Here is a 19,663-nt window from a genome sequence, read left to right as displayed (position 1 = left end):
TGCGGTGGTGATAGCGGGAGGGTCACACCCGGTCTCTTTCCGAACCCGGTCGTTAAGTCTCTTTGCGCCGATGGTACTGCCTCCATGGTGGGGGTGGGAGAGTAGGTTGCCGCCGCATTTCTTTTGGTGGGGGGTTCCGTTTCGGCGGAGCCCCCCATTTTTTATGCCCGAAACCAGTCCGTATAATGAGACGCTGGACAGGAGATCCACCCCCGGGTGCTGCCGGAACAGGCATCGGCTCGATAAGGCGCCTGCACTCCTGGTTCCCTGCGGCGGTTCACAGGCCTAAGTCGACGAAAACCGCCTCGCGCGGGCGCCTCTTGCTGTACCGTCATCAGCGTCGGAAGAGCCGCAGTATTCCCGATGATTCCGTTTCCGGGTCGGCTGAATCCCAGTGGAAACGGAATGCAGCATTCTGGGAGTCCGGTAGCCGGTCGGAGGAGCGGCGTCGACCCGCAAGGGAAGGCCTTCCGGCTTCACCGTCGGAAGAAGGGCAGGAAGGTAGCCGGGTGCACGTACAGGTGTCGATACGCGGGGTCATCTGGGAGTTCAACGGCGGAACGCGTCGGCGAGGCGGTGAGCAGGCCGGCGAGGGCGCTGTTCGGGCTTACCGGGTCGGCGGACGGTTCCCGAACGCGGTCTTCGCCTCCATCACCGGCAGATGAGTGATCCCGCCTTGGGCAGGACGCGGGTGCGCACATGTGCACCCGACTAGAGCGGTCTCAGCGGCACCTGTGGGTTGCCCAGAGGTAGGACGGGGGCTGTCGAGGTCGGTTGCGCCGCCGGTATGCCGGTAGAGTGGGATACCTGGGATGAACAACGCGCTGCTACTGGAGAGTGGCAGCGCTTTTACTGTTTACGGACGGAAGCATGAGTGACGACAGCCGCGGGAGCCGGGACGGCTCGGGAGCACGCAACTCTGGAGGCGGCCACGGGTCCGGTGGTCCGAGCGGCGGCCGAGGCGCGGGCAACGGGGGGCGCCCCCGTTCCGGAGGCGCGCGCGGCGGCGGTCGTTCCGGCGGCTTCCGCGGCGGGCGCGACGGCGGAGGCAGAGGCGACGGGGGCGGAGGCGGCCGGGGGTCCGGCCGGTTCGGCGGCTCGTCCGGTGGCGGATCCGGACGCCGCGGTGACAGCGGCGGCGGCTCCGGCCGACCGCGTCGCGAAGGCGGAGCCCAGCGGGATGAGCGTGGGAGCCAATCCCGGGGCGACGGTGACCGCCGCAAGGACAACCGGTCCGGTGGCCGGTCGCAGGACCGCCGTTTCGGTGGTCGCTCCGAGCGGGACCGCCGGGACGGCGGCGGCCGTCCTCAGCGCGGACCGGGCGGCGGCCGGGGCGGCCAAGGCGGTTCGGAGGGCCGGCAGCAGCGGGAACCTCGCGAGGTGGGCCCTGCATTGCCCGACGACGTCTCCTTCGACCAGCTCGATTCGGATGTCCGCGATGAGCTGCTGAGTCTCCCGAAGTCCCTCGCCGAGGTCGTCGGACGGCACATGGTGGCGGCCGGTCGGCTCCTGGACGAGGAACCGGAACGCGCCTACGAGCACGCCGCCTTCGCCCGTCGCCGAGCCTCCCGGATGGGTGTCGTGCGCGAGTCCGCGGGCATCGCCGCATACACCGTCGGCAAGTGGCAGGAAGCCCTCTCGGATCTCCGTGCGGCCAGGCGCATGACCGGACGCGACGACTTTCTCGCGGTGATCGCCGACTGTGAACGCGGCCTGGGGCGCCCGGAGCGGGCGCTGGAGATCGTCCGGGACCCCGCCGCCGCCGACCTCCCCACCGAGAGCCGGATCGAACTGCGCATCGTCGCCGCCGGAGCCCGACGCGACCTCGGGCAGCCCGAGGCGGCCGTCGTCGAGCTGCAAGTGCCCGAGCTGAAGGAGCGGCGGGCCCGTCCGTGGGTGGCGCGCCTGTTCTACGCCTACGCGGACGCCTGCCTGGAAGTCGGGCGCAGGAAGGACGCCCGCGAGTACTTCGCCCGCGCCTCCTCGGTAGACCGGGAGTCGCTGACCGACGCCGACGAGCGCTTGGCGGAGATGGAGGGTGTCCAGATCGTCGACGTCGGAGAGGACGTCGTCTGGACCGATGCCGAGGACCTCTTCACGGGCGAGGAGCCCGAGCGGTCTGATGAGAGTCCGGGGGTGTCCGACCAGTCGGCATCGTCCGCGGCAGGCGAAGACGAGGAAGGCGGCGCCGACGCGGCCGACTACAGCCGGGCCCGGGCTTCCTCGGACCCCGACGGGGACGACGTAACCGAACATGCGAGCGGTTCCCCCGGCGGGCCCGCTTCTGTGCCGCAGACCGGGCACGAGCGGTCGGCGGCCGTCGGCACCGAGCGGGATGCCGGATCCCCGGAAGAGGACGCCGGAACCGGCTCCTGACCCGGCGGGGCGGATCCCTCGCTGTTGGGCTGCCTTCGCGGCGAGCCCGGCACGGTTCTGCCGTGCGCCGGATACCGGGGGTGTTTTCAGCCGCGATCGGTGACGATGAGCCCATGGATGCACGAACGCTGGACGCCGGCCGACGCGACAGGTCGAGTGGATTGCGCGCGTCGGCTCCGCGGCGCTCGCGACAGGCGCCGCTCAGGTCGGCGGGTGGTCGATCGTGGCGCGTACGTCGTGGACGACCCTGATGCGGTGGTTGTTGGTGTCGGCGATGTAGAGGTCCCCCGAGGGACTCACGGCGACGCCGCTGGGGGAGTCGAGTCTGGCCCGGGCGGCGGGGCCGCCGTCGCCGGTGAAGCCCTGCGCACCGGTGCCGGCGACGATGACGGGCGAGCGCCGACCTGGTACGAAGGCGAGCACGCGGTTGCCTGACGCGTCGGCGGCGAACAGGGTGTTCTCGCGCGGATCGATGGCCAGCGCCTCGGGGCGCCGCGGCAGCCGCGGGCGCCATGCGTCGGTGACGGTGTGTTCGTAACCGTCGACCTTGCGCAGGCCGCGAGGGCTGTCGACGAAGTAGATGGAACCGTCGCTGTCGACGGCGAGGCGTCCCAGTTCCCGGAACGACGCCTGTGTGGCGGGTCCGCCGTTGCCGCCGTCGGCGCCGTCGGGCGTCTTCGTACCGGTGCCGGCGACCACCCGCACGTGCTGTGGGTCGGGGGGTCCCTCGCCCCGCGTCTTGTGGTGGCCGACCGCCACGATGCGGCCGTTGCCGCTGTCGGCGATGAAGAGGGTCCCGTCGGGTCCCACGTCGACGCCGGTCGGCCACCACAGCCCGTTCAGGCGCTCCATCCGGCGCGGTTTCACATCGGCCGCGCCGCCGTCCTCGCGGCCCGCGAGTATCCGCAAGCTGCCTTCGGTAAGGTCGACCGCGGCCACCTGGTTCTCCAGCATCGAGGCGATGTAGAGGGTGTCGCCGTAGGCGCCGACCGCGAGATCGGTGACCGGCGGCAGGGCGGCGGCGGTGGCGCTTTCGGCCCGCGCCCAGTCCTTGCTCCCGCCGCCGGCGACCGTGTTGATGGTGCCGCTGTCGGGGTCGATGCTGCGGATCCGGTTGTTGTCGTTGTCGGCGATGTAGAGGGTGCCGTCGGCGGAGAACGTCAGGGCGTGGGGCGCATTCAGGCGTGCGTTCTCGGCGTCGCCGGCGTCGCCGGAGTAACCGCCGCCGAGCCACCCGGGCTCGCCGGTGCCCGCGACGGTCTCGATGACGCCGGGCCCGTCGGCCTGCACGGGGGCTCCGCAGCCGGTCGGTGCCAGCACCGCCAGCAGGATCAAGGCGCCGATGCGCCGCAGCGCGCCCGGCCGTGGCACCCCGGCCTCGCGGCGGGTGCTGGCGGCCGGGCGGCCGGAAGGCATCGGTCGGATCCTCCGAGAGAAGGCGCGGGGGCGGCGGGCGGAATACGGTCAAGGTACCCCAATACCGCCTGGCCATTCATCCCATAAGTGCTGGCCACCGGCATGCGCCCTGCTCAGTGTGCGGGGGCGCCGTGCCGACGCAGCCGCCGACCCGGTGCGACCTCAGGTTTCGCGCGCCCCGACCTCGTCGGACTCCTGGGTGCGCCGGTAGTGCGCGCTGCGCCAGCCGAGTACGCCGGCGGAGAGGATCGTCGCCGCCAGGGACGCCAGCAGCACACCGCCCTTGGCGTTCTCCAGCATGGCCTGCCCGCCTGGGAAGGCGAGTTCGGTGATCAGCAGGGACACCGTGAAACCGATTCCGGCGAGCACCGACATGCCGGCGATGTCCCACCAGCTCAGGGTGGGGTTGAGTTCGGCGCGGGTGAGCCGGGTGGTGATCCAGGCACCTCCCACGATGCCGACGAGCTTGCCGACTACGAGGCCGAAGAAGACGCCCAGCGCGACGGTGTCGGTGATCAGTTGGCTGAGGCCGCCGAAGGCCACCCCGGCCGACATGAGCGCGAAGATCGGCAGGGCCAGGCCCGTGGAGTAGGGGCGCAGCATGTGCTCGGCGCGGTGCAGCGGCGACTCGTGCTCGCCCTCGGCGATGGTGGTGCGCATCAGCATGCCCATGGCCACACCGGCGATGGTCGCGTGCACACCGCTCTCGTGCATCAGCGCCCAGATCAGAAACGCCAGCGGCACGTAGACGATCCAGTTGGGCACCGAAGAGCGGTCCAGGGCGGCGGCGAACCCTTTGCCGCGCTGGAGGTAGCCGAAGACCACCAGCAGCGCCAGCGCGCCGATCAGGGAGAGGAAATGCAGGTCGTCGGTGTAGAAGACGGCGATGACGAGGATCGCGCCGAGGTCGTCCACGATGGCCAGCGTCAGCAGGAACGTGCGCAGGGCCGGCGGCAGGTGCCTGCCGATGATAGCCAGGATGGCCAGTGCGAAGGCGATGTCGGTGGCCATGGGGATGCCCCAGCCGGACAGGCCCTCGGGGTTGGTGAGGTTGAAGCCGGTGTAGACCAAGGCCGGCACGATCATGCCGCCGGCTGCCGCGACGATGGGCAGCATGGCGCGGCGCGGGTTGCGCAGCTCACCGTGGACGAACTCCTGTTTGAGTTCGGCGCCGATGATGAAGAAGAAGAGCGCGAGGACGCCGTCGGCGGCCCAGGCCTCCATGCTCAGGTCCAGGTGCAGCGGCGCGGACGGGCCGAACTCGAAGCCGCGGATGGCCTCGTACAGTCCCGACCAGGGCGAATTGGCCCAGACGAGCGCCACGAGGGCGGCGCCGATCAGTAGAAAACCGCCTACGGCATCCTTGCGGAGGGCGTCGGCGAGCGCGCGCACGCCCGTCTTCGTCACCATGGTCGAACTCCCGAGTCGTCTCTACGCGTTGCAGCACACCGCCGACCAGACTTCCCGGCACACCATGCGTGTCGTTGCGACTTCGCCTGGACAACCTTGCCGTATGACGCGGCATCTGTCCAAGTCATCCCAGTTCATCCGAGTTGTGCTAGCCCGGTTGAACAGGGGGTTCCTGAATTGTATGAGAATACGATTGCACGGCCTTCACCGGGGCGGACACCTCGGCCGCGGCGCGGGCGCGCCGCGCACCCTATGTCGGGGCGGGCACCGGAGCCGGGCGCTACCGCACTCGGGCGGAGGCCGATCGCCGTGTCCGCCGACGACGAGGTCCGACCCGATGACACCGTATCCCCCGCTGAACGGCGCCGCCGTGTATCTAGCGAGCGTGCCGACCCGCCACGACTCGGTGGTGTGCCTGCTGTTCGCCGGTGAGCGGCCGGTCCTGGTGCGCCATCGGCGGCGCGCCTGGGAGTTCCCCGGAGGGCACGCCGAAGCGGGCGAGGGCGTCGAGGCCACGGCGCGCCGCGAGGCGCGCGAGGAGGCGGGGGCGGAACTCGGGGAAGTCCACGTCGACGGCTACTACGTACTTGCGAACGGACACACCACGGTCGTCACGCACGCCCAGGTGGCCGCGCGCGGACCGCTGAACGGAGATTTCGAGACCGAGGAGGTCCGGGAGTTCGACGTGCTGCCCGCCGAACTTTCCTGGGACGACGGCATCTACGCCCATCTGCTGCGCAGCCTCGGCCTGCCCGGTGCCCCGTGAGTGTCCGAAGGGCCCGAGCCGGCGAGCCGGTGCGCGGCGGGAGCGAGCGGGATCAGCCGCGCCCGCCGTCCCGGGGATCCGCCGCCTCCCGCTGTTCGGCGGCGACCCGGTCCAACCAGTGCGTGATACCGGCGACATTGCTGTCCACTCCGCTGAGGACGTCCATGACCTGAGCGGATTCGGCGGAGGCGGTGTCGGCGGCGGGGCGGTAGCGGCTCAGCACGTGCTCGCGCACCATCGCCACCGCGTGATCGAGGTCGGGAGAGTCGGCGCGGGCGCCGCGCACCGTCTCCACCCAGACGCGCAGCTCCTCCTCGGCGCTTGCCAGCGTCTCACCGACCGCATCGACGGGACCGAAGTGCGAGAACATCAGCCGTCGCGGCGCGATGTCGCCGAACAGCCGCAGCGACGCGAGGGCGGCGTCCAGGTCGAAGTCGGGCGGCGGGGTGGCCGGGCGGACGTCGCCGGTTGCGGGGTTGTAGACGCCGAGCGCGTCGCCGACGTAGAGGTCGCCCGTCGCGGTGTCCGCCAGCCCCACGTGGTGCTTGGCGTGACCTGGCGTGTAGTGGCTGACCAGGCGGCGCCCGCCGCCCAGGTCGACCTCGCCGGTCTCGGCGACCGCGCGGATGCGGGCGGCGTCGGTGGGGCGCAGGTCGCCGAAGAGCACGTCGAGCCGGTCGCCCCAGACCATCCGGGCGCTGCGCATCAGACGGGTGGGATCGGCGAGGTGGCGCGCACCCCTCTCGTGGACGACGATCTCGGCGTCGGGGAACATCGTCGCGATGTCGCCGGTGCCGCCGGCGTGGTCGAGGTGGATGTGTGTCACCACGACGGTGGCCAGGTCGTGTGCGCCGACGCCCAGCGCCTCTAGCGAGTCCCGCAGCACCGAAGCGGACCCGGCGGTCCCCACCTCGACGACGCACGGGCGCTCGGTGCGGATCAGGTAGCTGGAGGTGATGCCGGGATAGCCGGCCATGCGGGTGTCGATGGCGAAGATGTCGTCGCCCAGGTCGGTGATCCCGCTGGGGAGTGCGTCGGGCTCCACGTCGTCGTGCACCTGGCCTCCTTGCCTTTCTTGCGGGAGTGCGCTCCCGTCCCGTCCGCCGGTCGGGCGGCGCCTGCCGAATCTAGTTCACGGCACGCTCGCCGAAGGCCGCCGGGGTAGCCGCAGCCGGAGACCTCGAGTTTTCCACAGGGCGCGGATCGCGCTTTCGGCAGTGGGTGCGCACGGCCGATTCTGGAATAGCCCGGCCGGTCCGCTCCGGCGGTCCGGCAGCCGCTACCCGGACCTTCGAGTGTCCTACGCAGGAGGAACCATGCCCGACACCAGTACCACGGCCACCTCCGCCTCCGCAGCCGTTCCCGCCGGCAAGGCCGCCGCGGTCACCCCGGCACCCGGCTCCGCCGGTCGGCACGAGCGCGAAGGCGGCCACCGCAACGAGGTCGTCGTCGCCGGACGGGTCACCGCCGAGCCCTACGTCCGCGAACTGGCCAGCGGCGACCGCCTCACCACCTGGCGCATCTCGATCGCGCGGGCCCGCGCCCAGCAGCGCCCCAACCAGTCCTCCGATCCCATCACCTGCGTGAGCTTCCAGCAGGCGATCGAGGAGCGTACCCGCGAGTGGCGGATCGGTGACACCGTCCAGGTCAGCGGCTCACTGCGGCGGCGTTTCTGGAGGTCGCCGAAGGGATCGGCGAGCGTGGTCGAGATCGAGGCCCGCGCCGTGCAGCGCATCAGCCGCTGCCCCGCCACCCCTGCGCCGCCGGTCGAATCGTCCCGCTGAGTGGCCGCGTCCGTGCCGGGCGGCGCGATCCCGCACCGCCCGGCACGGGCCGCCGTTCATGCCCGTGCGGCGCCCCGCGGCTGCCGGACGGCCTTGACGGCGGGCGGCCATGGGATCGTCCGGCGCAACGGCAGCAGGGAGTACGGACGATGGTTGCGCCTGCGGTCACCGGGGCCGCGTGCACGCCGGTTACGGCGGTCGGTGGGAGGCGGCCGCGGTCTGCTGTGCGACCTTGCGGCCTGCCGGGCGGTGGGCGGCCTGGGCCGGGTGGACGATCGCCGCGCCTGTTCGCGGACGCTCAGCCACCCGACGAGGGCGGTAACGGCAGCAGAGGGACCCCGGCAGGCGATCACCGAGTCTGTGGGCGGATGGTCGGGCGTGCGGCGCCGCCGACCCGTGCGCCTGTTCCGCCGGTTCGGTGGAGCGGTCCGCCCCTCGGGGCCACCGAGACTGTCGCTGGGGCCGGTTTCGGCGCCGAGATCGACTCCAGAGGCAGTCTCGGCGAACGTCGGGCCCGTCCGCGGGCGGTGGTGCGACGTTATGTCCGGACTGCCCGCCGGGGCGGAGCCGACCGGTTCATCCAGGACGCCCATGTACCCGTTTTGCCGGGATTCACGAAACGATCTTGTACTTTCAGTAACGACACGCCGCCGCCGAAAGTGACTGCAAGTACAAGATCGCCGTCTATGTGAAGGGGCGGGGCCGACCTTGCCCCGGCGGATACCGGCGGCGCGCCTCCGCCCGGCTCGGGGAGCGGGATGGCGCCGCTGTGGAGGAGAGCCGCCTCCTGCCGTTGCCGCCGCTTCTTGTCCAGGACACCTGGATCCCACCCGGCGCCGAGGCCCCCAAGACCGCACAGCGGACCCGAGCCGCACGCCGCAGCCGCCTGCATTGGTCGCCGACGCGACGGGCGGTGTCCGCGGCGGTTTGGACACCGGCCCCGAAACGCGGTCAGTCGTCGGCCGAAAGTCCCAGGTCGGCGAGTGCAGCGTCGGCGGTGCCTTCGGGGACGGGGCTCTCGGGATGGGCCGACCACGCGCACGAGCACAGGGCGCGCAGGCCGTCGATCCGGTCGCCCTGCCCCGACAGTCGCAGGCGGCCGTCCTGCAGGGTGGCGGTCCATCCGCCGCAGGCGGCTTCGGCAGGGGCGGTACGCACTTCGGGGTGGACCTGGTTGATCCCCGAGACGTCCCAGGAGAGGAAGGAAGGCCGGTGCTGGGGCGGGGCGGCGACCGCTTCGGCGGGCGTCGTCACTCCGGTGAGTACGAGCAGGCTGGCAGTGTCGCGTGTGGTGGCGCTTTCGATGTCGGTGTCCAGCCGGTCGCCCACGACGATCGGCGTTTCGGCGCCCGTCCGCAGTACGCCCTCCTCGTGCAGGGGCCGCATGGGTTTGCCCGCCACCAGCGGCTCTCGGCCGGTGGCGTGGGCGATGACGCGTGCGGCCGAGCCGTTGCCCGGCTGCACGCCGAAGTCCAGCGGAGCCGTCGTGTCGTTGTTGGTGGCCACGAACAGGGCGCCGGCGGCCACTGCGAGCGCGCCCTGCACCATGAGGTCGTAGCTCAGCCGGGGCGAATAGCCCTGCACGACAGCCGCCGGCCGGTAGGAGGCCACCGAGACGGGGTGCAGCCCGTGGTGGCGCAGCGCCGACCGCAGACCCGTGTCGCCCACCACCAGGACCGCCGATGCGGAGGGGACGCGCTCGGCCACCAATCGCGCGGCCGCCTCCGCCGAGGTGACGACGTCCTCCGGTTTCGCTGCGACGCCTATCTCGCTGAGCCGTTCGGCGGTGCGGGCCGGGGTCCGCGCCGCGTTGTTGGTTACAAAGGCCACGCGCATGCCGGCGGCGCGCGCCTTGTCGACGGCCTCGGGCGCCGCGGGAACGGCGCGCGAACCGATGTAGACGACACCGTCGAGATCGAGGAGGGCCGCGTCGTAAAGTGCGTTCAGCGGGCGCTCGGCGCCCAGCAGGGTCGTGCCTGAAGTCATGCCTCTCCTGTCACCGGTCTCGATCGGGACGGCCGCGGTCGCTGCACCGCGTTCGGCAGGCCGCCGGGTCGGGGCGCCGCCCCGGCGCCCCAACCGTTCACACACAGGCTGCCCGGAGGCGCACGGTCACCCGACCGCGTCGTCCAAGCCTAGATGTGATGTCCCGGGAGCTTGTCGGTGCCACCGGCGGGGACGACGCAGGTGTCCGGCTCCGCCGGAGGTACCTCCGGCAAACCATGTGCGAGGCCGCCACTACAGCAGGTTGCGGCAATGGGGCTTGGTCCGCTTCGCGCCCCTCGAACATCATCGCCGCAACCCCCCCGCTGGCCCACTCCCGGAGTCCCGCGAAGGTTCGTTCGCAGCTCGCAGCCGGTCCGGAAAACTCCCCTCGACCATGCAGACCCTCCGGCGGCGCTGCGCCCCTCGGGCACACCGTCGGGGGACCGCGAACCGACCCGGGCGGGACACCACAGCCGAGGTCGGCTGCTGCATCCACAGCGGCCGCGCGATCGTCGCCGGGCCCGCGGAGCTCAACGGCGACCGCCCGCTGCTCCCGTCCGTGCGCCCCGCAAGCCGCTCAGCCGCGCAGGCTGCGGGGCGTGTCGACTCCGCGCATGACCAGGCCCGTCCGCGGTTTGGGGCCGAAAGAGGTCGTCTTGCGGGGGGTCAGTTCGCCGCCGGAGGCGATGGCGTAGACGTCGTCGACCGCTGCGGGATCCAGCAGGACGGCCGTGTCGGTGCCGGGCCGGGCCGCGGCGACCGCGGCGGCGGGGTCGTCGTGCACCAACTCCACATCACCCTCGGAGACGCCCCACACGGCCAGGAGATAGGAGAGAGCCGCGGTGGGCAGCGCCCGCCAGGCGGGGGAGCGGTCGGGGAACGCGTCGGCCAGCCGCCGCGGGTCCGGCCGGAGCAGGTAGCACCTGCGCTCCGGCCGCGGGTCCGCCAGCACCAGCGCGGGCCCCTCGCCGCCTCGGGACACGCCGCCCGCCGGCGCGGTCCCGGCGCAGGAGGGCGCTGCCGATGCGCGCGGCATGGGCATGGCCGCGGCGACCTCGGCTGCGGCCGCGACGGCGGCGTCGACGTCGACGCCCCGCAGCACCCGGTGGATGGCGCCCAGGTGCGGCGGCGATCCGTCGGAGTCGACCAGCAGGGCGAGGCCGTGGTCCCAGGGCCCCGGCCCGTGGCGGCGCGCCTTCAGGCGCTGGTAGGCCGCGTAGCGGTGGTGGCCGTCCGCGATGAGAGCCGTGCGCGCGCCCAGGTCGGCGGCGATCTCGCGGTGCAGCGCGGCTTCGGTGGCGGCCCACAGCCGGTGGGACACGCCGTCGCCGGTGACGGTGTCCACCAGCGGATGCGGCCACTCGGCGGCGACGGCGTCGGTGATCTGCGCGGCGGCGCCGTTCCCTCCGCGGTACAGCAGGAGGATCGGTTCGAGATTGGCCTGTGTGGCGGCCATGAGCCGGGCGCGGTCGACGACGGGTCCGGGGGCGACGTCCTCGTGGGGGCGCACCACCGGGCTGGACGGGTCGGGCAGCCGCAGGGCTCCGATCAGCCCGCGCTGGCGCCGACCCTCGGGCAGGGTCTGTTCGTAGACGTAGAGGGCGGGCGCGGGGTCGCGGACCAGGATGCCCTCGGCGATCCAGCGCCGCAGGGTGCGCGCGGCGGCCGCGTAGCGGTCGGCTGCGGTGATGGGCGGACCGTAGCCCACTTCCTGGCCCACGGTCACGGGCGGCAGGGTCAGCCGGGCGGCGTTGCGGGGTTCGGCGCGGGTGAGGTCGGCGAAGGACGCGGCGTCGAGGACGTCGTAAGGCGGTGCCAGCGCCAGGGCGATGTCGAAGTCGGGCGAGTCCAGCAGCCGGCCGGCGTCGGGATCGGCGTAGCGCAGCCCGCGCAGCGGCGCCAACTCAAGGGCGTACTCGCCCGCGTGTGTCCGCACGCTGGCACGATACCCGCCGGTGGTCGGCTCTCAGCGGTTCGCGACGGGGTGCGGGCGCTCACAGCAGTTTGCGCAGCCGCATCAGGTCGCCGAAGCTCGCGTCGAGTTTGACCCGTCCGCTGAACATGGCCTTGCTGAAGTCCAGCCGGTCCTCCGCCAACGCGACGAGGTCGTCGCTGGAGGCGGTGATACCCACCTGCGCCCGCTGGGAGCGCGCGCCGGACTCCCGCCGGGTGATGTCCTGGAGCCCGTCCACGGTCAACCGCATGTCGAAGGCGGTGTCCAGGTCGCTGACGGTGACGCTGACGGTGCGTTCGACGATGTGCCTGCGCCGGTCGGCCGCGTCGACCTCCATGATGCGCCCGGATACCTTGTCGATCGCCGTCCGGCACTCCTCAACACTGGCCATGGCACCATCATGCACCAGACGCGGCCCGGGGCACCGCAGGTCGCCCCGGGCCCGCTGCATCCCCGCGCCGGCGCCGCGCCGCCGCCCAAGGACCGAAAACCGCCCCGACCCTGCGAAGTCGCGCCCGAGACGCCCGGACGCCCGGTAGCGTTGACGCCTGCGTCCCCCCCCCGCTGTGGCACCGGCATTTCTTCCGCTTTTCAAGCACCCACAAGGAGCAAGTCACCATGGTCGTCGACGCGGTGCGCGCCTACTTCGATGCCGTCAACGGCCTCACCGAGCTGACGCGCAAACGCGCCGTGGCCGCTGCCAAGGTCATTCTGAAAGCCGGCGACGAGCGTCCGCCGTCCCCCGGGTCGCCCTCGGGCGAGACGTCCGAGTCCGCACCTCGCACCGGTTCTCCCATCCAGACGCTGGCGGGCGAACTGATGGAGGCCGGGGAGGCGAACCGGCAGGCGCTGAATACGCTGATCAGCAGCGAGGTGGAGCGTGCCCTGGAGCGGCTCGACGTCGTCAGCCGGACCGACTACGATCGGCTCGCCCGCCGCGTCGCCGAACTGGAGCGCCGCCTGGCCGCCCAGCGCTCGCTGCCGCGTCCGGCGCCGGCCGAGCCGTCGGCGCCCGACCACGCCGGGGCGGAGGCGGCGGTGCCGATGGTGCGGGACGGGGATGCGGTTTCCGCGGCGGGCGGCGGGGCGACCGAGGAAGCGGTGGCCGAATCCGGGACGGACGAGGATGCTGCCGCCGAACCGCGCGGCGGCGTGGACCGCTCGGACCGCGCGGACGCGGAGGCGTCGGCGGACGACGGCGGCGCGGCTGAGCCCGCGGGCCGCGGTGACCCGCCCGTGCAGGCGGCGGGCGGTGCCGACGATGCCGGCGGTGCGGAAGAGGGCGCCGCGGCCCGGCAGCCCGCGTCGGGGGGCTCCTCAAGCCGGAGCACGGGTTCGGGTGGCGGCCAGGGGGCCAAGCGTAAGACCGGATCCGCGGCCAAGAACCAGCAGCAGTCCGGCAAGTCCAAGTCCACATCCGGCCGCGGGGGTACCGCGACCAAGAACACCGCCGCCAAGCGCACCGGAAGTCGTGGTAAGAACGGCACGCAGAACGACCAATAGCCGCAGTCTGTCCGGAACCGCACAATGGGTCCGGTGCCGCGGCAGCGGGTCGGCTGCGCGGTGACAGCACGGCAATGCGCGCACAGACGAAGGGCGGCGCGGAAGTGACGGACGCAACCCCCCCGGGCCCGACGGACACGGCCGGAGCCGCGCAGGCGGCCACGGCGGAGCAGCAGGCGGCGGGGATCGCCGAGCGCACGCTGCAAAGGGCACGCGAACGCCTCGCGGCCCTCGACGACCTGCCTACCGCCGATCACGTCGCCGTCTTCGACGAGCTGCACCAGGAGCTCTCGACGGTCCTCAGCGGCCTGGAGCAGGACGACGGTCCCCGCGGCTGACGCCGAATCACCGAGCTTTCGCCGGCGCCGCCGGGTACTTCGCGTCCGCCGTCGGTGGCCGCGGGCACTGATCGGGGTCCGCGGCGGAGGCGGCCCGGGCGTGCTGGGCGGCCTTGTCGATCTGCCGGGCGGAGCCGAGACCGTGCAGTGCGGCGCGGGGCGGCAGCGGGCCGACCGGAGAGCGCCGCCCCCGGCACTCCCGGCCACTCGTCGGAGCCGGTGACGTGCCGTCTCGTATGCTGTGGCTGCCGAAGCCGCACTCTGCCGCAGGGTCGGCGGCGGCCCCGGCGGCGTCCGCCCCCGTCCCGCCCGCGCCCACGCGAGCGGGCGCGCACCACGGCGGCGGTGCGCGCGCCGCACCGCCCCGGCGCCGGGGCATCCACGAATATCCCCGGAAGGCGGGTGCACGCGTTTCCCATGGTCAGGCGCAGTCGACTGGACGCCGAACTCGTCCGCCGCGGCCACGCGCGCTCGCGCGGCCACGCGGGCGAGCTGATCGAGGGCGGGCATGTGCTCGTCGGCGGCGTGCCGGCGGGCAAGGCGGCGACCCAGGTCGGATTGGACCAGGCGATCGTGGTGAAGGAGCCGGAGGACGAGCCCGGCTATGTCTCGCGCGGCGCGCACAAGCTGGTGGGCGCGCTGGACGCGTTCGGAATCGAGGCCGCGGGGCGGCGATGCCTGGATGCCGGAGCATCCACCGGCGGATTCACCGAGGTGCTGCTGCGGCGTGGAGCCGACTCGGTGGTGGCGGTCGACGTGGGGTACGGCCAGCTGGCGTGGTCGCTGCGCAGCGACGAGCGGGTGACCGTGCTGGAGCGGTGCAACGTGCGCGAACTGGTGCCCGAGCAGGTTGGCACGCCGCAGCCCGACCTGGTGGTGGGCGACCTGTCGTTCATCTCGCTGACTCTGGTGCTGCCGCCCCTGGTGCGCTGCGCCGAGCCGGCCGCCGACTTCGCGATGATGGTCAAGCCCCAGTTCGAGGTGGGCCGAGAGCGGGTGGGCTCGGGCGGGGTGGTGCGCGATCCCGGCCTGCGCGCCGAAGCGGTGCGCACCGTGGCCGCGAGCGCCCGCGCGCTGGGCCTGGGCACCGCCGGTGTTGCGGCCAGCCCGCTGCCCGGCCCCTCCGGCAACGTGGAGTACTTCCTCTGGCTGCGTGCGGACGCGCCGCCGCTGGCCGAGGAGCGCCTGCACAGCGCCGTAGCCGAGGGCCCGCAGTAACGTCGCGGCCGGACGCGGCGCCGAGCGCGCCGCGGGGCGGGCCGCGCGCCCGCGCGCATGCCCGCGGCCGGTCACACGTGCGCACGCGCGCACCGCGCCGGCTGCGCCGACCGCTCGGGCGGGCACCCCGAGCGCAGTGGCGGATCCTGTGTCCATACATCGAGTCAACCGGGCTTTCCCCGCTCCCACCACCCCGCGGGCGCGGATGTGGATAACGTCGTTACGGGACACGCTCGCCCGCGACGGGTAGCGTGGCTCGGCCGGTGTGAGCCGGTGCCGCGGGGGGCCGCACGGCCGGTCGCGTCCGCTGCATGAACCGCGCCCGGCCTTCCAGGCGGTGTTGCCAGGCGAAGTTGAGGAGACCCGATGACCAGCCCCGGAGCGGACGCACGCAGCGTACTGCTACTGGCCCACACCGGCCGCGGCGCGGCCACCCGCAGTGCCGAGCTGGTCCACCGCAGCCTCACCGAGGCGGGGCTGACCGTGCGGATGCTCGCCTCGGAGGTCGACGAGCTGAAACTGGCCGGCTGCGACCTCGACCCCGTCGAGGCGGTAGGCGGCATCGACGCCGCCGAGGGGGTCGAGATCGTCATGGTGCTGGGCGGCGACGGCACGCTGCTGCGCGCAGCCGAGATCGCCCGTCCCGCAGGCGCCCCGCTGCTGGGCGTCAACCTGGGCCACGTCGGCTTCCTCGCCGAGGCCGAGCGCGAGGACCTGGGCGCCACCGTGCGCAGCGTCGTCGACCGCGACTACGAGGTCGAGGAACGGATGACCCTCGACGTCGCCGTCTACAACGGGGGCCGCCACGCCACCGATCCACCGGTGCGCACCTGGGCGCTCAACGAGGCCACGCTGGAGAAGGCCAACGCCCGGCGCATGCTGGACATGGTCCTGGAGATCGACGGGCGCCCCCTGTCCCGCTGGGGCTGCGACGGTGTGGTGTGCGCCACTCCCACGGGCTCCACGGCGCACGCGTTCTCCGCGGGCGGACCGATCGTCTGGCCGGAGGTGGAGGCACTGGTGATCACCCCGATAAGCGCCCACGCCCTGTTCGCGCGGCCCATCGTCGTCTCACCCGAATCCACCGTCGCGTTCGAGGTCGTCCCCGGGACCACCGCGGGCGTGCTCTGGTGCGATGGACGCCGTATGGTCGAATTGCCCGCAGGGGCGCGAATCGAGGTGACGCGCGCCGAGGTGCCGGTCCGCCTCGCGCGCCTGCAGCGGGCGCCGTTCACCGACCGGCTGGTGGCGAAGTTCGCCCTACCGGTCGCCGGCTGGCGCGGGCGTGCCGAGTACGACGCCTAGCCCGCCGGGGTGGACGCGGACGGTGCGCCCCCGCGGGAGCGCGCCCGCAGGGCAAGCACGCCAATGGTGAGCAGGAGAGGATTCGGTGCTCGAAGAAGTCCGCATCCGAGGTCTCGGTGTCATCGACGACGCCGTCCTGGAGCTGTCGCCCGGTCTCACCGTCGTCACCGGTGAAACCGGCGCCGGAAAGACCATGGTGGTGACCGGACTGGGGCTGCTCTTCGGCGGTCGTGCCGATCCGCAGCGGGTCCGCCCGGGCGCCGACCGCGCGACCGTCGAAGGCCGGCTGACCGTGTCCACCGAGGGCCGTGTGGCCGAACGCGTCGCCGAGGCGGGCGGCGAACTGGATGAGGATGTGCTGATCCTCACCCGCAGCGTCTCCGCCGAGGGCCGCTCGCGGGCGAGCATGGGCGGGCGCTCGGCACCCGTCAGCGTGCTGGCCTACCTCGCCGACGACCTCGTCGCCGTGCACGGCCAGTCCGACCAGCACCGGCTGCTGCGGCCGGAGCGCCAGCGCGCCGCGCTCGACCGCTTCGCCGGCGATCCGCTCGCCAAGGCCCTGAAGACCTACACCGCCGCCTACCGCCGCCACCGCGAGGTGGCCGCCACGCTGGAGGAGCTCACCACCCAGGCGCGCGAACGCGCCCAAGAGGCCGACATGCTGCGGTTCGGCGCCGAGGAGATCGCCGCGGCCGAACCCGTCTCCGGCGAGGACGCCGAACTCCTCGCCGAGGAGACCCGCCTGGCCCACGCCGACTCGCTGCGCATGGCCGCCACCACGGCCCACGAGGCCCTCACCGGCGACCCCGCCGCCGAGATCCAAGCCGACGTCGTGGGCCTGCTCGCCGCCGCCCGCCAGGCGCTCACCGCGGTGCGCGAGCACGACACGGCGCTGGCCGCCCTCGCCGACCGCTTGGACGAGGCCAGTTACGTGCTCAGCGACGCCGCCACCGAGCTCGCCTCCTACTCCGAATCGGTCGAGGCCGACCCCGCCCGCCTGGCCGCCGTGCAGGAGCGCCGCTCGCTGCTCGGCCAGCTCTCCCGCAAGTACGGCGAGACCACCGACGACATCCTGGCCTGGGCCGAGGACGCCGCGAAGCGCCTGGCCGACCTGGAAGGCGACGACGACCGCATCGAGGCTCTGCGCGCCGAGGAGGCCGAGCTGCAGGAGAAGCTCGCCGGCCTCGCCGACGAGCTGACCGCGCTGCGCTCCCAGGCCGCCGAGGACTTCGGCACCGCGGTCACCGACGAGCTGACCGCCCTGGCGATGCCGCACGCCCGCGTCAGTGTCAGGATCAGCACCGGCGAGGAGTTCGGGCCGCACGGCCGCGACGACGTCGAGGTGCTGCTGGCGCCGCACCCCAGCGCTCCGCCGCTGCCGCTGCACAAGGGCGCCTCCGGCGGTGAGCTCTCCCGCGTCATGCTGGCCATCGAGGTCGTCTTCGCCGGCGCCGACCCCGTTCCCACGTTCGTGTTCGACGAGGTCGACGCGGGCGTCGGCGGCAAGGCGGCCGTCGAGATCGGCCGCCGCCTCGCGCGCCTGGCCCGCAGCTCCCAGGTCATCGTCGTCACCCACCTGCCCCAGGTCGCCGCCTTCGCCGACGCCCACCTGGTGGTGGAGAAGTCCAGCGAAGGGACGGTCACCGAAAGCGGCGTCACCCGCCTGGACCGCGACGGCCGCACCCGCGAGCTCTCGCGCATGCTGGCCGGCCTGGAGGACTCGGAACTCGGCCGCGCCCACGCAGAGGAACTGCTTACCATCGCCTCGGCCGACCGGGAGGGCTGACCGGGGCCGCGGCCCTGAATCGGCCGAGCCAACCGCCCCGCCCGCGCTCGTGCGTCCGGTGGCCGCGGGAGATCGTGTCGCTGACCGCTCGACCTTCCGGTAGTGCGCTTAGCAGCGCTGTTCGGGGACAGTGGTGGTGCAAGGGCGGCCGTGTGCCGGTTGCGGCATGCGGGGTCACAGGGGTCGGGCCAGGCGCCGCGACGGCTGGCTCCGTTTCCCGTGTTGCGCGGTGGAGCCCGCCATAGGGAGAGCCGGCGGGGCGCCGCGGTCGACCGGGTGGCCCGGTCGGCGGCCGCGGCGCGCCGACCGGGCCGGTTTCCGACTGCGGCGCGGCGGATTGGAGTACCGCGCGCCGACCGCCCCGCGCGGCCGACTAGCGGCGGGAAGCGCCCGCTGTTCCAGGCGATGACCAGGGGGAGGATGCGACGAGTGACACGTCATCCGGGCCGTCGGCGCTGTTCCTCGCGGACGGTGTCGATGGCATCATTGTCGGAAGCGGGGAACCATCGCGCAGCGCGGCGCGTTGGAACTCTCGGCAATGGTGAGGGGAGTATCCCTTACGCGGCGGTGTCGTCACCACGGTGCCCACGAGTCGGTACCCGGTGCCGCCGGTCCATGCGGGCCCTCTCACGAGGGGTCCGCAACGGGCGGGAAAGACCTCCGGGGGACAGGTGTGTCCGCTGCTCCGCGGCGCGGGCACGGAAACCGGAGGTGTAGCCCGTGGACGTACCGCTGTGGGTTTGGCTGGCCACGATCGGCGCCATGGTCGCGATCCTTGTCGTCGACCTGGCCATCGTCGACCACCCGTGGAGTAAGAAGTCCGGTCCGCGCGAGTTCGGCATGAAGCAGGCCGCGTGGTGGGCCGTCTTCTACATCGGAATCGCCATCGTGTTCGGGTTCGGACTGTGGTTCGTCGGCGGAGGCACGGTGGCCGGCGAGTACTTCGCCGGGTTCGTCACCGAGAAGAGTCTCAGCGTCGACAACCTGTTCGTCTTCTACCTGATCATGAGCAGCTTCGCGGTGCCCAAGAGGTACCAGCACGAGGTGCTGCTCGTGGGCATCGTCATCGCGCTGGTAATGCGCGGTATCTTCATCGCGCTCGGCGCCCAGGCCATCAACGCCTGGAGCGAGGTCTTCTACTTCTTCGGCGCGCTGCTGCTGTTCACGGCGATCAAGATCGTCCGCGACAACGTCAAGCAGGACGATGAGGAGAAGGACTACAGCGACAGCTTCGCCGTGCGCATGGTCCGCAGAGTGTGGCCCGTCACCGACGAGTACCACGGCGCACGCCTGACCGTGAAGCAGGGCGGCCGCCGCCACGTCACACCGATGTTCCTGGTCATCGTGGCAATCGGCATGACCGACCTGATCTTCGCCGTCGACAGCATCCCGGCCATCTTCGGCCTCACCCAGGACCCCTACATCGTGTTCACCGCCAACGCGTTCGCGCTGCTGGGGCTGCGGCAGCTGTACTTCCTGCTGGCCGGGCTGATGGACCGCCTCGCCTACATCGGCTGGGGCCTGGCCGCCATCATGGTGTTCATCGCCGTGAAGATGTTCCTGCACGCCCTGCACGAGAACAACGTCCCGGTGCCCGAGGTCGGCATCGGGCTGTCGCTGAGCGTCATCCTCGGTGTGATGGTCATCACCGTGGTCGCCAGCCTGCTCAGCTCCCGCTCCAGCATCGGCCGGGGCTCCGGGGAGTCGGAGAAGTCCGAAGCCGCCACGAGCGGCGGCTCGGGCGAATGATCCGCACTCGAACGGATGTTCGGCTATAGTGGTCGCTCCCGGCGGACTTCGCCGGGAGCGGCCGCGGGCGCC

15 protein-coding genes and 1 rRNA gene are annotated in these 19,663 nt (G+C 72.6%); 10 read left to right on the top strand and 6 right to left on the bottom strand.

Annotated elements, in window-relative coordinates; genetic code table 11:
* Nucleotides 1-118, top strand: a 5S ribosomal RNA gene (gene rrf, locus EKD16_RS16075).
* Nucleotides 119-1,380: 1,262 nt separating this feature from the next.
* On the top strand, nt 1,381-2,376 hold the full coding sequence (locus EKD16_RS16070) for a tetratricopeptide repeat protein (RefSeq protein ID WP_242676995.1): 996 nt from the start codon (nt 1,381-1,383) through the stop codon (nt 2,374-2,376).
* Between the two features lie 201 nt (nt 2,377-2,577).
* Here the strand turns inward: EKD16_RS16070 and EKD16_RS16065 are convergent, their stop codons facing one another.
* The gene (locus EKD16_RS16065; RefSeq protein ID WP_131099136.1) at nt 2,578-3,792 is read right to left on the bottom strand and encodes an NHL domain-containing protein; all 1,215 of its coding nucleotides are present in this window, start codon (nt 3,790-3,792) and stop codon (nt 2,578-2,580) included.
* A gap of 162 nt (nt 3,793-3,954) precedes the next feature.
* Nucleotides 3,955-5,202, bottom strand: coding sequence for a Na+/H+ antiporter NhaA (gene nhaA, locus EKD16_RS16060; RefSeq protein ID WP_131099135.1), 1,248 nt, complete (start codon nt 5,200-5,202; stop codon nt 3,955-3,957).
* 337 nt (nt 5,203-5,539) lie between these two features.
* Here nhaA and EKD16_RS16055 point away from each other — a divergent pair, with 337 nt between their 5' ends.
* Nucleotides 5,540-5,968, top strand: coding sequence for an NUDIX domain-containing protein (locus tag EKD16_RS16055; protein ID WP_131099134.1), 429 nt, complete (start codon nt 5,540-5,542; stop codon nt 5,966-5,968).
* A 52-nt stretch (nt 5,969-6,020) separates the two neighbouring features.
* Here the strand turns inward: EKD16_RS16055 and EKD16_RS16050 are convergent, their stop codons facing one another.
* The gene (locus EKD16_RS16050; RefSeq protein WP_242676994.1) at nt 6,021-7,025 is read right to left on the bottom strand and encodes an MBL fold metallo-hydrolase; all 1,005 of its coding nucleotides are present in this window, start codon (nt 7,023-7,025) and stop codon (nt 6,021-6,023) included.
* A gap of 259 nt (nt 7,026-7,284) precedes the next feature.
* Between EKD16_RS16050 and EKD16_RS26385 the strand changes: the two genes are divergently transcribed.
* Complete coding sequence (locus EKD16_RS26385) at nt 7,285-7,752, top strand: single-stranded DNA-binding protein (RefSeq protein ID WP_131099133.1); 468 nt, start codon at nt 7,285-7,287, stop codon at nt 7,750-7,752.
* Nucleotides 7,753-8,703: 951 nt separating this feature from the next.
* Here EKD16_RS26385 and EKD16_RS16040 read toward each other — a convergent pair.
* The 3 genes from EKD16_RS16040 to EKD16_RS16030 form a co-directional block, all read right to left on the bottom strand.
* Nucleotides 8,704-9,738 carry an HAD-IIA family hydrolase gene (locus EKD16_RS16040; protein ID WP_131099132.1) on the bottom strand — a complete coding sequence of 345 codons (1,035 nt, stop codon included), beginning with the start codon at nt 9,736-9,738 and terminating at the stop codon, nt 8,704-8,706.
* A 577-nt stretch (nt 9,739-10,315) separates the two neighbouring features.
* On the bottom strand, nt 10,316-11,674 hold the full coding sequence (locus tag EKD16_RS16035) for a DUF1015 domain-containing protein (protein ID WP_131099131.1): 1,359 nt from the start codon (nt 11,672-11,674) through the stop codon (nt 10,316-10,318).
* Nucleotides 11,675-11,732: 58 nt separating this feature from the next.
* Entirely contained in the window at nt 11,733-12,083 is a 351-nt protein-coding gene (locus EKD16_RS16030; protein WP_131099130.1) for an SCP2 sterol-binding domain-containing protein, read from the bottom strand.
* A gap of 227 nt (nt 12,084-12,310) precedes the next feature.
* On the opposite strand from EKD16_RS16030, the gene EKD16_RS16025 reads away from it, so the two are divergent.
* The 6 genes from EKD16_RS16025 to EKD16_RS16000 all read left to right on the top strand — a co-directional run bounded on the left by EKD16_RS16025 (nt 12,311) and on the right by EKD16_RS16000 (nt 19,591).
* A complete protein-coding gene (locus EKD16_RS16025) occupies nt 12,311-13,195 on the top strand; it encodes a membrane fusogenic activity family protein (protein WP_207391321.1) in 885 nt (294 codons plus the stop codon).
* Between the two features lie 104 nt (nt 13,196-13,299).
* Complete coding sequence (locus tag EKD16_RS16020) at nt 13,300-13,533, top strand: hypothetical protein (protein ID WP_131099129.1); 234 nt, start codon at nt 13,300-13,302, stop codon at nt 13,531-13,533.
* Nucleotides 13,534-13,950: 417 nt separating this feature from the next.
* Nucleotides 13,951-14,751, top strand: coding sequence for a TlyA family RNA methyltransferase (locus EKD16_RS16015; RefSeq protein ID WP_131099128.1), 801 nt, complete (start codon nt 13,951-13,953; stop codon nt 14,749-14,751).
* A gap of 366 nt (nt 14,752-15,117) precedes the next feature.
* On the top strand, nt 15,118-16,056 hold the full coding sequence (locus EKD16_RS16010; RefSeq protein WP_131099127.1) for an NAD kinase: 939 nt from the start codon (nt 15,118-15,120) through the stop codon (nt 16,054-16,056).
* An 85-nt stretch (nt 16,057-16,141) separates the two neighbouring features.
* On the top strand, nt 16,142-17,842 hold the full coding sequence (gene recN / locus EKD16_RS16005; RefSeq protein WP_131099126.1) for a DNA repair protein RecN: 1,701 nt from the start codon (nt 16,142-16,144) through the stop codon (nt 17,840-17,842).
* Between the two features lie 720 nt (nt 17,843-18,562).
* Nucleotides 18,563-19,591: a TerC family protein gene (locus tag EKD16_RS16000; RefSeq protein ID WP_131099125.1), complete on the top strand. Its 1,029-nt coding sequence runs from the start codon at nt 18,563-18,565 to the stop codon at nt 19,589-19,591.
* Nucleotides 19,592-19,663 lie beyond the last annotated feature (72 nt).

It is taken from the genome of Streptomonospora litoralis, assembly GCF_004323735.1.
Taxonomy (GTDB): Bacteria; Actinomycetota; Actinomycetes; order Streptosporangiales; family Streptosporangiaceae; genus Streptomonospora; species Streptomonospora litoralis.
The sequence above is the reverse complement of the archived record's forward strand: the minus strand, read 5'-3'. Positions and strand labels throughout refer to the sequence as shown.